The following is a 16,102-nucleotide window of genomic DNA, read 5'->3' on the forward strand; positions in this document are numbered from 1 at the left end:
ATATTCGACTACGCTTAGAAACGGTAGCCGACGTTCAGGTACGTGACGATCGGGTTGAGCGAGATCTTCGCTTTCGACGTTTCGGTCAGGGTGCCGACCGGCGTCCGGCGGGCCGTCGTGAAGGTCGCGGTCACGCTGACCGGGATGTACGAGATCGACAGGCCCCCGAACCAGTGTTTCGTGAAGTTGTACGTGAAGCCGGCGTTGAATACGGGCGCCCACTGGTTGCTGGTCGTCGCGCTGGTCGGGCCGCCGAGCACGCCGTTCTCGAAGCTGCTGTTCGTGATCTTTGCGCCGGTGAACCAGACATACGTCGCGCCGACGCCGACATACGGACGGAACTTCGCGTTGGCGTCGTTGAAGTGGTAGCGAAGCAACACGGCGGGGCTCCACTGGTACGCACGGCCGAGTACGCCGAACTTATCGAACTGACCCTTGCCGGTGATGTCGAACTTCGGCGGTATCCCCATGACGAGCTCGGTGGAGATGTGGTCGGTGACGAAGTAGCCCGCTGCGAGCCCAAGCGTATCGGCGTCGTTGATGCCGGCGCCCGTGTTGGGAATCGATTGGTTGATGGGCGTGCCGCCGACGCGATACAGGAACAGCGGATCGCTGCTGTCCTGCGGCGACAGGTGCAGCCAGCCGGTGCTGACGTAGAAATCACCTGCGGATTGTGCTTGTGCCGTACCGCCCGCAAACGTGAATGCGAGCGCTGCGGCCCCCGTAATGGCCAGTTTTCGTTTCATTGTGTCTCCTCCGATGTAAGGCGTGCTCATTATGACGACTGCGTTTAAAACCAAACAAGCTCGTAAGTTAGAGTTTTCACCCTAGGATTAGTACGACCGTACGCTTACGCGCGCCGCAGGGACAGGCATTCTACGCAGGTGCGCACTTTCGGACCTTCGGGTATTTCCTAACGCGTTCAAACGGACATTCAGCATGGCACGGTTAGCACGACTCTACGTTCCCGACCAGCCGCAGCACGTGATACTGCGCGGCCTGGATCAGCAACCCGCGTTCGTCGACGACCAGGACTACGAACTCTTCATCGATTGCCTGAAGGCCGCCGCGCGCGATCATCACCTGTCGGTGCACGCCTACGTGCTGCTGCCGCGCCAGGTGCAACTCCTCGTGACGCCGAGCGACGAGGCGAGCCTGCCGAAAGCGATGCAGGCCGTCGGCCGCCGCTACGTCGCGCATTTCAACCGGCGCTACTCGCGGCGCGGCACGCTGTGGGAAGGCCGCTACCGCGCGACCGTGATCGAAGGCGAGCGCTATTTCCTGCTCGCGAGCCGCGTGGTCGAGATGAGCCCGGTGCGGTCGCAACTCGTCGCGACGCCCGAGGCCTATCGCTGGTCGAGCTACCGGCATCACGTCGGGCTCACCGTCGACAGCCTGATCACCGACCATCCGCTGTACTGGGCGCTCGGCAATACGCCGTTCGACCGTCAGCGCGCGTACAAGGAGCTGTGCGAGCAGCCGCTCGACGAGCGGCAGGCCGACCAGCTGCAGCAGGCGACGCTCAAGGGCTGGGTGCTCGGCGGCGAGCATTACCGCGAGTGGGCGGCGCGTACCGCGAACCGGCGCGTGTCGCCGTTGCCGCGCGGACGCCCCAGAAAGGTGCGTGAGAACACGCCGCCGATCCAGCAGTAATGCCGGAAAGGCGGGCCGGAAGCGGCGCTGCGGGCGCCGCTTCTTTTTGCACCAAAACGATACGTCCCCAATAAAACAGCACCAGATCGATGCGTCTGATTAATTGGGGTTCGATCAAGCGGTTTTTGTTGCTATTTCCTTGATTCGTCGCGTATATTCCGAATTCCGGTGGCCCGGGCGAAGCCTGCCCAACCACTGTCGGCCGCGCCGTCTCCCGTCGGGAGCGGGATCGGCGGCAACAAGAAAACGGTTCAACGGCCTCCAGGCCCCCTTTACGACGGTGTCCCCATGAACGACCACCAGCAGCCGCTCGCCGCGGTGCCCGCCGCACAAGGTCTGTACGACCCGCAAAACGAACACGACGCCTGCGGCGTCGGCTTCGTCGCTCACATCAAGGGCAAGAAGAGCCACGAGATCATCCAGCAGGGCCTGAAGATCCTCGAGAACCTCGACCACCGCGGCGCGGTCGGTGCCGATCCGCTGATGGGCGACGGCGCGGGCATCCTGATCCAGATTCCGGACGCGTTCTATCGCGAGGAGATGGCCAAGCAGGGCGTGGACCTGCCGCCGGCCGGAGAATATGGGGTCGGGATGATCTTCCTGCCGAAGGAGAACGCGTCGCGTCTCGCGTGCGAGCAGGAGCTCGAGCGGACGGTGAAGGCGGAAGGCCAGGTCGTGCTCGGCTGGCGCGACGTGCCGGTCGACCATGCGATGCCGATTTCGCCGACCGTGAAGGCGAGCGAGCCGCTGATTCGCCAGATCTTCATCGGCCGCGGCAAGGACATCATGGTGACGGACGCGCTCGAGCGGAAGCTGTACGTGATCCGCAAGACCGCGAGCCACCGCATCCAGGCGCTGAAGCTCAAGCACGGCAAGGAATACTTCGTGCCGTCGATGTCGGCGCGCACGATCGTCTACAAGGGCCTGCTGCTGGCCGGCCAGGTCGGCGTGTACTACCGCGACCTGCAGGACGCGCGCGTCGTGTCGGCGCTCGCGCTCGTGCACCAGCGCTTCTCGACCAACACGTTCCCGGCATGGGAACTCGCTCACCCGTACCGGATGATCGCGCACAACGGCGAGATCAACACCGTGAAGGGCAACGTGAACTGGCTGAACGCGCGTACCGGCGCGATCGCGTCGCACGTGCTCGCCGACGACCTGCCGAAGCTGTGGCCGCTGATCTACCCGGGCCAGTCCGATACCGCATCGTTCGACAACTGTCTCGAACTGCTGGTGATGGCCGGTTATCCGCTCGTGCACGCGGTGATGATGATGATTCCGGAAGCGTGGGAGCAGCACACGCTGATGGACGAGAACCGCCGCGCGTTCTACGAATACCACGCCGCGATGATGGAGCCGTGGGACGGCCCGGCCGCGATCGCGTTCACCGACGGCCGCCAGATCGGCGCGACGCTTGACCGTAACGGCCTGCGTCCGGCGCGCTACATCGTGACCGACGACGATCTCGTGATCATGGCGTCGGAAGCCGGCACGCTGCCGATCCCCGAATCGAAGATCGTCAAGAAGTGGCGCCTGCAGCCGGGCAAGATGTTCCTGATCGACATGGAGCACGGCCGCATCATCGACGACAAGGAGCTGAAGGACAACCTCGCGAACGCGAAGCCGTACAAGAGCTGGATCGACGCCGTGCGCATCAAGCTCGACGAGATCGAGCCGAAGGCCGAGGAAGTCGCGGCCGGCCGTACGCAGGGCGCCGCGCTGCTCGACCGCCAGCAGGCGTTCGGCTATACGCAGGAAGACCTGAAGTTCCTGATGGCGCCGATGGCGCAGCAGGGCGAGGAAGCCGTCGGTTCGATGGGCAACGACTCGCCGCTCGCGGTGATGTCGAACAAGAACAAGACGCTCTATCACTACTTCAAGCAGCTGTTCGCGCAGGTCACGAACCCGCCGATCGACCCGATCCGTGAAAACATGGTCATGTCGCTCGTGTCGTTCATCGGCCCGAAGCCGAACCTGCTCGACACGAACAACATCAACCCGCCGATGCGTCTCGAAGTGTCGCAGCCGGTGCTCGACTTCAAGGACATCGCGAAGATCCGCGCGATCGACCAGTACACGGGCGGCAAGTTCAGCGCGTACGAACTGAACATCTGCTACCCGGTCGCATGGGGCAAGGAAGGCATCGAGGCGCGTCTCGCGTCGCTGTGCGCGGAAGCCGTCGACGCGGTGAAGTCGGGCTACAACATGCTGATCGTGTCGGACCGCAAGACCGACGCCGAGCATGTCGCGATCCCGGCGCTGCTCGCCACGTCGGCGATCCACACGCACCTCGTCCAGCAAGGGCTGCGCACGAGCACGGGCCTCGTCGTCGAGACGGGCTCCGCGCGTGAAACGCACCACTTCGCGCTGCTCGCGGGCTACGGCGCGGAAGCCGTGCACCCGTACCTCGCGATGGAAACGCTCGCGAAGATGGCCGAGGGCCTGCCGGGCGACCTGTCGCCGGAGAAGGCCGTCTACAACTTCACGAAGGCGGTCGGCAAGGGCCTGCAGAAGGTGATGTCGAAGATGGGCATCTCGACGTACATGTCGTACACGGGCGCGCAGATCTTCGAAGCGCTCGGCCTGTCGAGCGACCTCGTCGAGAAGTACTTCAAGGGCACGGCGTCGAAGGTCGGCGGCATCGGCCTGTTCGAAGTCGCGGAAGAGGCGATCCGCCTGCACCGCGACGCGTTCGGCGACAGCCCGGTCCTGCGCGACATGCTCGACGCGGGCGGCGAGTACGCATACCGCGTGCGCGGCGAAGACCACATGTGGACGCCGGATTCGATCGCGAAGCTGCAGCACGCGACGCGTAGCAACTCGTACCAGACGTACAAGGAATACGCGCACCTGATCAACGACCAGACCAAGCGTCACATGACGTTCCGCGGCCTGTTCGAGTTCAAGGTCGAGCCGACCAAGGCGATCCCGATCGACGACGTCGAGCCGGCGAAGGAGATCGTCAAGCGCTTCGCGACGGGCGCGATGTCGCTCGGTTCGATCAGCACCGAAGCGCACGCGACGCTCGCGATCGCGATGAACCGGATCGGCGGCAAGTCGAACACCGGCGAAGGCGGCGAGGACGAGAAGCGCTATCGCAACGAACTGCGCGGTATTCCGATCAAGTCGGGCGAGACGCTGAAGTCGGTGATCGGCGACGAGATCGTCAGCGACATTCCGCTGAAGGACGGCGATTCGCTGCGCTCGAAGATCAAGCAGGTCGCGTCGGGCCGCTTCGGCGTCACCGCCGAGTACCTCGCGTCGGCCGACCAGATCCAGATCAAGATGGCGCAGGGCGCGAAGCCGGGCGAAGGCGGCCAGCTGCCGGGCCACAAGGTGTCCGAGTACATCGGCAAGCTGCGTTACTCGGTGCCGGGCGTCGGCCTGATCTCGCCGCCGCCGCACCACGACATCTACTCGATCGAGGATCTGGCGCAGCTGATCCACGACCTGAAGAACGTGAACCCGAGCGCGAGCATCTCCGTGAAGCTCGTGTCGGAAGTGGGCGTCGGCACGGTCGCGGCAGGCGTGGCGAAGGCGAAGGCCGATCACGTCGTGATCGCCGGCCATGACGGCGGCACGGGCGCATCGCCGCTGTCGTCGGTCAAGCACGCCGGCACGCCGTGGGAGCTGGGCCTGGCCGAAACGCAGCAGACGCTGGTGCTGAACCGCCTGCGCGGCCGGATCCGCGTGCAGGCCGACGGCCAGATGAAGACGGGTCGCGACGTCGTGATCGGCGCGCTGCTCGGCGCGGACGAATTCGGCTTCGCGACGGCGCCGCTCGTCGTCGAGGGCTGCATCATGATGCGCAAGTGCCACCTGAACACGTGTCCGGTCGGCGTCGCGACGCAGGATCCGGTGCTGCGCGCGAAGTTCAAGGGCCAGCCCGAGCACGTCGTGAACTACTTCTTCTTCGTCGCCGAGGAAGTGCGCGAGATCATGGCGCAGCTCGGCGTCGCGAAGTTCGACGACCTGATCGGCCGCGCCGACCTGCTCGATACGCGCAAGGGCATCGAGCACTGGAAGGCGAAGGGCCTCGACTTCTCGCGCGTGTTCTACCAGCCGGAAGAGTGCGAGGACGTCGCGCCGCGTCACGTCGACGTGCAGGATCACGGCCTCGAGCGCGCGCTCGACCACGTGCTGATCGAGAAGGCGAAGGCCGCGATCGAGAACGGCGAGCATGTGTCGTTCATCCAGCCGGTGCGCAACGTGAACCGTACGGTCGGCGCGATGCTGTCGGGCGTGATCGCGAAGAAGCACGGCCACGAAGGCCTCGCCGACGACGCGGTGCACATCCAGCTGAAGGGCACGGCCGGCCAGAGCTTCGGCGCGTTCCTCGCGAAGGGCGTGACGCTCGACCTCGTAGGCGACGGCAACGACTACGTCGGCAAGGGCCTGTCGGGCGGCCGGATCATCATCCGTCCGACCAACGACTTCCGCGGCAAGTCCGAGGAAAACATCATCTGCGGCAACACGGTGATGTACGGCGCGATCGAAGGCGAATCGTTCTTCCGCGGCGTCGCGGGCGAGCGCTTCTGCGTGCGCAACTCGGGCGCGACGGCGGTCGTCGAAGGCACGGGCGACCACGGCTGCGAATACATGACGGGCGGTACGGTCGTCGTGCTCGGCGAGACGGGGCGCAACTTCGCGGCCGGCATGTCGGGCGGCCTCGCTTACATCTACGATCCGGACGGCACGTTCGCGGCGAAGTGCAACAAGTCGATGGTCGCGCTCGAGCCGGTGCTGCAGCAGGCCGAGCAGGAGCGCACGGTCGATCGCGCGCTCTGGCACGCAGGCACGACGGACGAAGCGCTGCTCAAGGGGCTCGTCGAGCGTCATTTCCAGTTCACGGGTTCGCCGCGCGCGAAGTCGCTGCTGGAAAACTGGGACGCGGCGCGCCGCCAGTTCGTGAAGGTGTTCCCGCACGAATACAAGCGCGCGCTGGGCGAGATCGGTGCGAAGAAGGCGGCGAAGGAAGTGCTGGCCGCCTGAGCGACGAACGACATAGCGAATGCCGCGCGCGCGTGATTGCCGCGCGCGGCTCCCCCACCCGATACACCGAACAGAAGAGCACCTTATGGGCAAGGCAACCGGTTTTCTGGAGTTCGAACGCCGCCACGAGGCGTACGAAGCACCGCTCACGCGCGTGAAGCACTACAAGGAATTCGTCGCGGCACTGACCGACGCGGACGCGAAGGTCCAGGGCGCGCGCTGCATGGATTGCGGCATCCCGTTCTGCAACAACGGCTGCCCGGTCAACAACATCATTCCGGACTTCAACGATCTCGTTTACCGCCAGGACTGGCAGCAGGCGATCGAAGTCCTGCACTCGACCAACAACTTCCCGGAATTCACGGGCCGCATCTGCCCGGCGCCGTGCGAGGCGGCGTGCACGCTCGGGATCAACAACGACCCGGTCGGCATCAAGTCGATCGAGCACGCGATCATCGACAAGGCCTGGGCGGAAGGCTGGGTGAAGCCGCAGCCGGCCGAGCACAAGACCGGCAAGAAGGTCGCGGTCGTCGGTTCGGGCCCCGCGGGCCTCGCCGCCGCGCAGCAGCTCGCGCGCGCGGGCCACGACGTGACGGTGTTCGAGAAGAACGACCGCGTCGGCGGCCTGCTGCGTTACGGGATTCCCGACTTCAAGCTCGAGAAGTGGCTGATCGACCGCCGCATGCGCCAGATGGAAGCGGAAGGCGTGACGTTCCGCACCAGCGTGTTCATCGGCAAGGATCCGCTGCCCGAGTCGATCGGCAGTCTCGCGAAGGAAACGATTTCACCGGACACGCTGAAGGAAGAATTCGACGCGGTCGTGATCGCGGGCGGTTCGGAAACGCCGCGCGACCTGCCGGTGCCGGGCCGCGAGCTCGCGGGCGTCCATTTCGCGATGGACTTCCTGCCGCAGCAGAACCGCGTGAATGCCGGCGACAAGCTCGTCGACCAGCTGCTCGCGAAGGGCAAGCACGTGATCGTGATCGGCGGCGGCGATACGGGTTCGGACTGCGTCGGCACGTCGAACCGTCACGGCGCGAAGCAGGTCACGCAGTTCGAGCTGCTGCCGCAGCCGCCGGAAGAGGAAAACAAGCCGCTCGTGTGGCCGTACTGGCCGATCAAGCTGCGCACGTCGTCATCGCACGAGGAAGGTTGCGAGCGCGATTGGGCGGTCGCGACGAAGCGTCTCGAAGGCAAGAACGGCAAGGTCGAGAAGCTGATCGCGGTGCGCGTCGAGTGGAAGGACGGCAAGATGCAGGAAGTGCCGGGCTCCGAATTCGAGATGAAGGCCGACCTCGTGCTGCTCGCGATGGGCTTCACGCAGCCGGCGGCGCCGGTGCTCGACGCGTTCGGCGTCGCGAAGGATGCGCGCGGCAATGCGCGTGCGGCGACCGAAGGCGATCGCTCGTACTACACGTCGGTCGACAAGGTGTTCGCGGCGGGCGACATGCGCCGCGGCCAGTCGCTCGTGGTGTGGGCGATCCGCGAAGGCCGCCAGTGCGCACGCTCGGTCGATGCGTACCTGATGGGACATTCGGAACTGCCGCGCTGAGCTGGATCGCGCGGGTTTCGACGGAAGCCGGGCGTCCGAAAGGGCGCCCGGTTTTTTTATGGCTGGCGCCTGCCGGGGCGCGCCGGTTTCGCGTGCGCGGCGACGCCGTCCGATCGGGTTGCCGTGCCCGCCGGTACGCATCATTTTCGCGAAGCATCGCCTAACCTGATGACATCCAGGCGCGATTTCCCGATATCTCAAATCCTTTCGTTTTGTAATATTCCTTGAAAACTGTCATATCATGTCGCCCCTCGGGCCGCGTTCGCGGCCGACGCACCTGACTGACCCTATTTACAAGGAAACCGGATGGAAGCACTCCTGCAAGCGCTGATCGACGCCGTCAACGGCGTGTTGTGGAATTACGTGCTGATCGCGCTGCTGCTCGGCGCCGGCGCGTGGTTCACGCTGCGGTTCCGGATGATCCAGCTGAAGGCGCTGCTCCTCAGCATGAAACTGGTCGGCAGCAAGGGCGAGCCGGGCAGTATCTCGTCGTTCCAGGCGTTCGCGACGGGGCTCGCGAGCCGCGTCGGCACCGGCAACATCGCCGGCGTCGCGGTCGCGCTGACGGTCGGCGGCCCGGGCGCGATCTTCTGGATGTGGATGACCGCGCTCGTCGGGATGTCGTCCGCGTTCGTCGAGGCGACGCTCGCGCAGATCTTCAAGGTGTCGCATCCGGACGGCAGCTTCCGCGGCGGCCCCGCGTACTACATCCAGACGGGCCTGCGTTCGCGCGGCTTCGGCGTGCTGTTCTCGCTGTCGCTGATCCTCGCGTTCGGTTTCGTGTTCAACGCGGTGCAGGCCAACGCGATCGCCGACGCATTTCATACGTCGTTCGGCTGGAGCCGCGAGACGGTCGGCCTCGGCCTCGTGCTGCTGTCCGCACCGATCATCTTCGGGGGGATCCGCCGCATCGCGACGGTCGCGCAGGTGATCGTGCCGCTGATGGCGATCGGCTACCTCGCGCTCGCGGTCTACGCGGTCGCGACGCACATCGCGCTGGTGCCGGACGTGATCGTGCTGATCGTGAAGAGCGCGTTCGGCCTCGAGCAGGCAGCGGGCGGCCTGACCGGCTATGCGGTGAGCCAGGCGATCGCGATCGGCGTGAAGCGCGGGCTGTTCTCGAACGAGGCGGGGATGGGCAGCGCGCCGAACGCGGCCGCGACCGCGAGCACGCGGCACCCGGTCACGCAGGGGCTGATCCAGATGCTCGGCGTGTTCGTCGACACGATCGTGATCTGCAGCGCGACCGCGTTCGTGATCCTGCTGTCGGGCCAGTACGAACTCGGCACCGGAATGGAAGGCGCGGCGCTCACGCAGCGCGCGATCTCGAGCCACGTCGGCGACTGGGGCGGCATCTACATGGCCGTCGCGATCTTCTTTCTCGCGTTCTCGTCGGTGATCGGCAACTACGCGTATGCGGAAGGCAACGTCGAATTCATCACGAAGCGGCGCGGCGTGCTGCCGCTGTTCCGCGTCGCGGTGCTCGCGATGGTGATGTTCGGCAGCGTCGGGCAACTGCCGCTCGTCTGGGCGATGGCCGATACGAGCATGGGGCTGATGGCGATCATCAACCTGATCGCCATCATCGCGCTCGGCAAGTACGCGCACGCCGCGTGGGCCGACTATCGCCGCCAGCGCGCGGCGGGCATCGCCGATCCGGTGTTCACGCGCAACACGATCCCCGAACTCGCGCGCGTGCTGCCGGCCGACGTGTGGGGCGATCACGGGCCGCTGCCGCAGCGTCCGGCGGCGTCGGCCGACGCGGCCAGCGCGCCGCGCGGCGCGGTACGCGGGTCATGAACGGCGACCGGCTCCGTGCGTTCGTCGCGCTGATGCCCGATGCGGCGTCGCGCGACGCGCTGCACGCGTTGCCGGTCACCCGTGGCGCGCGACGCACGCTGCCCGCGCAACTGCACGTGACGCTCGCATTCATCGGCGCGATCGAGCGCGAACGGTGCGACGCGCTGGCCGCGCACCTGCCCGCGCTCGCGGCGGCCCATGCGCTGCCGCCGCTGCCGGTCGAGCGGATCGCGTGGTGGCCGAGCCTGCCGCGCGCGCGGCTGATCGTCGCGGAACTCGCGGCCGATCCCGCGTGCGTCGCGCTGAATGCCGGGTTGTCGGCGGTGCTGCGCGAACTCGGCGTGCTGGCCGACCGGCGGCCGTTCCGCCCGCACGTGACGCTCGCGCGGCTGCCGCATGACGCGGTCGGCCAGCCCGCGCACGGCGGCGCGCCGGGGCGACAGGTCGTGCTGCGTGTCGACGCGCTGACGCTGTTCGAAAGCCGGCTGTCGCATGAAGGCGTGTCGCATCGGCCGATCGCGTCGGCGCCGGTTGCGTGCGCGGATGGTCACGCCGCGCGCTGAGCGGTTTCCGCGATGCGGGGCGAAGGCCGGCCATCATCGACAGCTTGCCGGACAAACCGTCTGGACCCGATGGGGCGACGCCGCCGCCCGACGTCCGGCCTGCTGCGTTCTAACGTCGGTAGCGCGCGAGCGTCAGGCCGGACAGATCGATCTCCGGCTCGTGTCCGGTGACGAGGTCCGCCAGCACCTTCCCCGAACCCATCGACATCGCCCAGCCCGTCGAGCCGTGGCCGACGTTGAGCCAGAGCCCGTCGATCCCGCTGGCGCCCAGCAGCGGAGGCCCGTCGGGCGTCATCGGCCGGCGGCCGACCCAGAAGCGCGCCGAGGCCCGATCGGCGGCCGCCGGAAACCAGTCGTCGAGCACCTTCATCAGCGTATCGAGCGCCTGCTGACGCAGCGCCGCGCGCCGGTTGCCGAGTTCCGCGGTGCCCGCGACGCGCAGCGTCGGGCCGAAGCGCGTGATCGCCGTCTTCAGTGATTCGTCCATCAGCGCGGCGCACGGCGCTTTTTCCTCGTCGACGACTTCGAGCGTGGCGGAATAGCCTTTCACCGGATACAGCGGCACGTCGATTCCATGCGGCCGCAGCAGGCCGGCGCTGTCGACGCCAAGCGCGACGACGATCGCGTCGGCGGCGAGCATCGCATCGCGTGGCGTGGCATCGCCCGCGGCGCGCGAATCGACCCGCACGCCGCGCACCTTGCCGCCCGCGACGTCGAGCGCGCGGATCTCGGTGCGAAAGCGGAACGTCACGCCGTTCGCCTCGCACAGCGCCCGCAGTTCGCGCGTGAAGCGGGCGCAGTCGCCGGCTTCGTCGTCGGGCAGGTAGATGCCGCCGACAGGCGCCTGTCGCGCCCAGCGCAGGCCCGGCTCGATCGCCGTGCAGCCGGCCGCGTCGAGTTCGCGAAACGCGATGCCGGCGTCGCGCAGCACCTTCAGCGCGGGCTGCACCATCTCGACGTCGAACGCGCCGCGCAGCAGTTGCAGGTAGCCGCGGCTCGCGCCGTAGTCGAACGGATAACGCTCGCGAAACGCATGCAGGCATGCGCGGCTGTAATACGCGACGCGCTGCATCCGCTGCTTGTTCACGCGGAACCGTTCGAACTCGCATTCGCGCAGCCAGCGCGCGATCCAGCGCCACTGCGCGGCATCGAGCGTCGGCCGGAAGATCAGCGGCGACGCGGGCTTGAACAGGTACTTGAGGATCTTGCCGGGCATCCCGGGCGCGGCCCACGGCGTCACGTAGCCGGGCGCGATCACGCCCGCGTTGCCGAGGCTCGTCGCTCGCGCGACGTCGGCCTCGCGTTCGATCACGGTGACGTCGCAGCCTGCTTCGCGCAGGTGCCAGGCGGTGGTGACGCCGATCACGCCGGCGCCCAGAACGATCACGTGCATGCGGTTTCCTGGGCGAAGCAGTTGATCACGACGCGACGGCCGGATCGTCGACGAGCGACTTGCCGCGCGTTTCCGGCAGCACGAGCGCGGCGACGATCACGAGCAGGTAGCCGCCGCCCGCCACGAGGCCGATCGCCTTCACGAGCGACATCGACTGCGACAGCGCGCCGACGAGGATCGGGAAGAACGAGCCGAGCCCGCGGCCAAGGTTGTAGCAGAAGCCCTGGCCCGAGCCGCGGATCGCGCCCGGATACAGTTCCGACAGGTACGCGCCGACGCCCGCGAAAATCCCCTGCACGACGATGCCGAGCGGGAAGCCGAGCAGCAGCATCGCGGTATCGGTGATCGGCAGCATCGTGTATGCCATGCCGAGCGAGAACGAGCCGATCGCGAACAGGATGAACGACGCGCGGCGGCCGAGCCGGTCGGACAGGATCGCGCCGACCACGTAGCCGACGAACGAGCCGACGATCAGCACGACCAGATAGCCGCTCGTGTTGAACACCGACAGGTGGCGGACGGTTTTCAGGTAGGTGGGCAGCCACGTCGTGATCGCGTAGTAGCCGCCGAGCATGCCGGTGCACAGCGCGCTGCCGAACAGCGTCGCGCGCAGGTGCGGCGGCGAGAAGATCTCGAGGAAGTGGCCCGACACGCGGCCCTCGTCGCGCGCGCGGCGCGTGGCCGTGTAGATGTCGGGATCGTTGACGTTGCGGCGGATGTACAGGATCCACAGCGCGGGCGCGATGCCGATCCAGAAGCACGCGCGCCACGCGAGCTGCTCGGGCAGCAGCGCGAAGAATGCCCAGTAGAGGATCGCGGCCGCGCCCCAGCCGAACGACCAGCTGCTCTGCACGGTGCCGACGGCCTTTGCGCGATGCTCGGGCGAGCGGATCGTCTCGGCCATCATGATCGTCACGACCGACCATTCGCCGCCGAAGCCGAAGCCCTGCAGCGTGCGGGTGGCGAGCAGCTGCCAGAACGAATGCGTGAACCCGGACAGGCACGTGAACAGCGCGAACGTCGCGATCGTCCACTGCAGCACGCGCACGCGGCCATAGCGGTCGGCGAGGATGCCGGCGACCCAGCCGCCGATCGCCGACGAGATCAGCGAACTCGTCGCGATCATCCCCGCCTCGCTCTTCGACATGCCCCAGGTCGCGATCAGCGTCGGAATCAGGAACGAATAGATCATGAAGTCGAACGCATCGACCGCGTAGCCGCCGAAGCCGGCGTACAGCGTCCGGCGCTCGCGCGTCGACAGTTCGTTGAACCACTGGAATGCCTGCATGCTTGCCGCCCCCTCTCGTCTTGTCTCGCGCTGCCGCGTGGCGGTTATTTTACGGGCGCGGCCCCGCGCGCCAAAAAGGCGGGGACGGGTTCGTGCGGGCAAGGAGGGGGAGGGAAGGACGCGTCAGAGCGTCAGGCCGCCGTCGACGTGAATGACCTGGCCGGTGATCTGCCGCGCCGCATCGGACAACAGGAATGCGATCAGCGCGGCGACATCGTCGGGTTCGGCGATCCGGCCGAGCGGTGTCGCCTGTTCGGCCTGCGCCCACGCGGCGGCGTTGCCGGCGCTCGGGCCGTGGTCCTTGCGCGTGAAGCCCGGCGCGACGGCGTTCACGGTGATGCCGCGCGCGGCGAATTCGGCGGCCGCCGAGCGCACGAGCGATTCGAGCGCGGCTTTCGCGGCGGCGGTCGCCGCGAACGGCGCATCGGCGCGGTAACGGTGCGCGACGAACGAGCTGACCGCGACGATGCGCGGGGCGACCGACGCTTCGAGCAGCGGCCGCGCGCGGCCCGCGAGCGCCGAGAACGCGCCGGGCATCGCCGTGAAGGCGCACGCGAGCGTGTCCGCGGAAAGATCGGAAAAGGATTGCCGCGCGGCGAAGCCGGCGTTCGCGACGAGCTGGTCGAGCCCGCCGAAGCGCGTGGCGGTGGTATCGACGAGCGCGGCGGCAAGACCCGGTTCGCCGAGATCGCCGGTCAGCGTGATGCATTCGGCGCCGGCCGTCGTGCACGCACGGGCGACTTCGGCGAGCCGCGCCCGCGCGGAATCGTCCGCGCCGCGCGCATGCAGCGCCAGCGCGATGCCGGGCGCCGCGAGCCGTCGTGCGAGCGCCGCGCCGATCCCCGCGCCTGCGCCGGTGATCAGCGCGATGCGCGCGCGTGCGCTCACGCGGCGACCTTGTCGCCGGCGTTCGCGCGTTCGACGTTGATCGTGCCGACGTGGAACGCGGCCAGCGACTCGCGGTGCGCGATGCTGACGATCGCGGCCTTCGGCAGCCGTTCGGCGAACAGGTGATACAGGCGTGCCTCGTTGTCGGCGTCGAGCGCGCTGGTGGCTTCGTCGAGGAACAGGAAGTCGGGCTTGTGCAGCAGCACGCGCGCGCCGGCAAGACGCTGCTGCTCGCCGGGCGACAGCACGCGCGTCCAGTGCGCGGTCTCGTCTAGGCGCTCGACGTAATCCTCGAGGCGGCACGCGCGCAGCGCGTCGCGGCAGGCTTCGTCGCTGAACGTGTCGGGTGTCGCCGGATAGGTGAGCGCGGCCTTCAGCGTGCCGATCGGCAGGTAGCTCGTCTGCGGCACGAACATCATCCGCGCGCCGACCGGCGCATCGATCGCACCGTCGCCGAACGGCCACAGGCCCGCGAGCGCGCGCATGAACGTGCTCTTGCCGGAACCCGACTTGCCGATCACGAGCCAGCGCGAGCCCGGCTCGATCGTCACGTTGCCGATGTCGGCGAGCGCGTTGCCGTTCGGCAGCGCGAGCTTCAGCGCCGACGTCGACAGCTTCGCGTCGTCGATGTAGTGCAGGTTGATGCCGCCGTGCTCGGTCGCGGGCGACAGGCTTTCCTTCAGGTGCGACGTGCCCATCACGCGCTTGAATTCGCGCAGACGGTTGACGGTGGCGCGCCATTCGACAAGGGTCGAGTAGCTGTTGATGAACCACGAGAACGAATCGCTGACGGTGCCGAACGCGGACGAGATCTGCATCAGCACGCCGAACGAGAACGCGCCCGCGAAATAGCGCGGCGCGGCGACGACGAGCGGGAAGATGATCGCGATCTGCCCGTAGAAGCTCAGCACGAACGTGAGCCGCTTCGTGTACTTCATCACGCGCCACCAGTTGTCGCGGATGCGCATGAAGAGGCCCTGCGCGTTGGCCGCCTCGGTCTTCTCGCCGTCGTAGAACGCGATCTGCTCGGCGTTCTCGCGCACGCGGATCAGCCCGAAGCGGAAATCGGCCTCGACGCGCTGCTGCTGGTAGTTGATCGACACCAACGGATGGCCGACCTTCTGGATGATCAGCGAGCCGATCACCGCGTACAGCGCGGCCGCCCACACCATGTAGCCGGGAATCGAGATCGGCGTCGCGCCGAGCGTGAACGTCAGCGCACCGGCGAGCGACCACAGGATCGTGATGAACGACACGAGCGTGACGACCGTCGACAGCAGGTCGAGCGACAGCGCGAGCGTCGTGGTCGCGAACGACTGGAGGTCGTCGGTGATCCGCTGGTCGGGGTTGTCCGCGAGGCGGTCGCGTTCGATCCGGTAGAACGCGCGATCGCCGAGCCACTGGCCGAGGAAGCGGTCGGTGAGCCACTGGCGCCAGCGGAAGCCGAGCAGCTGCCGCAGGTAGCGGCCGTACACCGCGAGGATGATGAACGCGAACGCGAGCGCGGAGAACTGCATCAGCAGATTCGGGAAGTCGTGGACGTCCTTCGACTGCAGCGCGTTGTAGAACTCGGCGTTCCACTTGTTCAGCCGGACGTTGATCCAGACCACGCAGAGGTTGATCGCGATGATCGTGACCAGCAGGCCCCACGCGATTTTCCATTCGGACGATACCCAGTAGGGCTTGATGAGGCTCCATGCGGATACCGGGCGCTCGTCCTGCGGCGCGTCGGAGGCGGAGCGGACGGGATCGATCGATTGGGTCATGTGCTTCCTGATGAGTAGCCGGCGCGCGGGCCGGGCGAAGCCGGGCGCGCGCCGCGATACGGCATGCCGGGGCGCGGCGCCGACGGACGGCGGGCGCAGCGATGGTCGCCCGCGCGTCTTAAACGGCGCTTAAGGGCCGGCGGTGACGCGGCAACCGGCCGCTCGCGCGGCCGGCCTGCGGGCATTGTGCCAGAGCGGCGCGGGCCG

General features: G+C 67.3%; 10 protein-coding genes. 5 read left to right on the forward strand and 5 right to left on the reverse strand.

Annotated features, from left to right (window positions below):
• Positions 1–14: 14 nt before the first annotated feature.
• Positions 15–746 (reverse strand): OmpW/AlkL family protein, encoded by a 732-nt coding sequence (locus HWX00_RS27390; protein ID WP_034189836.1) that lies wholly within the window; start codon positions 744–746, stop codon positions 15–17.
• Positions 747–939: 193 nt separating this feature from the next.
• Here HWX00_RS27390 and HWX00_RS27395 point away from each other — a divergent pair, with 193 nt between their 5' ends.
• From HWX00_RS27395 to thpR, 5 genes are all read left to right on the forward strand, one after another.
• A complete protein-coding gene (locus HWX00_RS27395; protein WP_034189835.1) occupies positions 940–1,653 on the forward strand; it encodes a transposase in 714 nt (237 codons plus the stop codon).
• A gap of 288 nt (positions 1,654–1,941) precedes the next feature.
• Positions 1,942–6,645 (forward strand): glutamate synthase-related protein, encoded by a 4,704-nt coding sequence (locus tag HWX00_RS27400; RefSeq protein WP_034189834.1) that lies wholly within the window; start codon positions 1,942–1,944, stop codon positions 6,643–6,645.
• 85 nt (positions 6,646–6,730) lie between these two features.
• On the forward strand, positions 6,731–8,197 hold the full coding sequence (locus HWX00_RS27405) for a glutamate synthase subunit beta (RefSeq protein WP_034189833.1): 1,467 nt from the start codon (positions 6,731–6,733) through the stop codon (positions 8,195–8,197).
• Between the two features lie 306 nt (positions 8,198–8,503).
• Entirely contained in the window at positions 8,504–9,997 is a 1,494-nt protein-coding gene (locus HWX00_RS27410) for an alanine/glycine:cation symporter family protein (RefSeq protein ID WP_175027118.1), read from the forward strand.
• Complete coding sequence (gene thpR, locus HWX00_RS27415; protein ID WP_175027119.1) at positions 9,994–10,560, forward strand: RNA 2',3'-cyclic phosphodiesterase; 567 nt, start codon at positions 9,994–9,996, stop codon at positions 10,558–10,560. Before HWX00_RS27410 ends, thpR begins: the two co-directional genes overlap by 4 nt.
• Positions 10,561–10,669: 109 nt before the next feature.
• On the opposite strand, the gene HWX00_RS27420 is transcribed toward thpR, so the two are convergent.
• From HWX00_RS27420 to HWX00_RS27435, 4 genes are all read right to left on the reverse strand, one after another.
• Positions 10,670–11,953, reverse strand: a complete 1,284-nt coding sequence (locus HWX00_RS27420; RefSeq protein ID WP_049030990.1) for a D-amino acid dehydrogenase — start codon at positions 11,951–11,953, stop codon at positions 10,670–10,672.
• 25 nt (positions 11,954–11,978) lie between these two features.
• Positions 11,979–13,241 (reverse strand): MFS transporter, encoded by a 1,263-nt coding sequence (locus HWX00_RS27425; protein WP_175027120.1) that lies wholly within the window; start codon positions 13,239–13,241, stop codon positions 11,979–11,981.
• Between the two features lie 123 nt (positions 13,242–13,364).
• Entirely contained in the window at positions 13,365–14,129 is a 765-nt protein-coding gene (locus HWX00_RS27430; protein WP_124609862.1) for an SDR family NAD(P)-dependent oxidoreductase, read from the reverse strand.
• Positions 14,126–15,895 carry an ABC transporter ATP-binding protein/permease gene (locus tag HWX00_RS27435; RefSeq protein WP_034189827.1) on the reverse strand — a complete coding sequence of 590 codons (1,770 nt, stop codon included), beginning with the start codon at positions 15,893–15,895 and terminating at the stop codon, positions 14,126–14,128. Before HWX00_RS27435 ends, HWX00_RS27430 begins: the two co-directional genes overlap by 4 nt.
• Positions 15,896–16,102 lie beyond the last annotated feature (207 nt).

The organism is Burkholderia seminalis DSM 23518 (assembly GCF_902832885.1).
Lineage (GTDB): Bacteria > Pseudomonadota > Gammaproteobacteria > Burkholderiales > Burkholderiaceae > Burkholderia > Burkholderia seminalis.

Coding starts and splice junctions, on each gene's coding strand:
- HWX00_RS27390 (WP_034189836.1), bottom strand. CDS start 746: ATGAAACGAAAACTGGCCATTACGGGGGCCGCAGCGCTCGCATTCACG.
- HWX00_RS27395 (WP_034189835.1), top strand. CDS start 940: ATGGCACGGTTAGCACGACTCTACGTTCCCGACCAGCCGCAGCACGTG.
- HWX00_RS27400 (WP_034189834.1), top strand. CDS start 1,942: ATGAACGACCACCAGCAGCCGCTCGCCGCGGTGCCCGCCGCACAAGGT.
- HWX00_RS27405 (WP_034189833.1), top strand. CDS start 6,731: ATGGGCAAGGCAACCGGTTTTCTGGAGTTCGAACGCCGCCACGAGGCG.
- HWX00_RS27410 (WP_175027118.1), top strand. CDS start 8,504: ATGGAAGCACTCCTGCAAGCGCTGATCGACGCCGTCAACGGCGTGTTG.
- thpR (WP_175027119.1), top strand. CDS start 9,994: ATGAACGGCGACCGGCTCCGTGCGTTCGTCGCGCTGATGCCCGATGCG.
- HWX00_RS27420 (WP_049030990.1), bottom strand. CDS start 11,953: ATGCACGTGATCGTTCTGGGCGCCGGCGTGATCGGCGTCACCACCGCC.
- HWX00_RS27425 (WP_175027120.1), bottom strand. CDS start 13,241: ATGCAGGCATTCCAGTGGTTCAACGAACTGTCGACGCGCGAGCGCCGG.
- HWX00_RS27435 (WP_034189827.1), bottom strand. CDS start 15,895: ATGACCCAATCGATCGATCCCGTCCGCTCCGCCTCCGACGCGCCGCAG.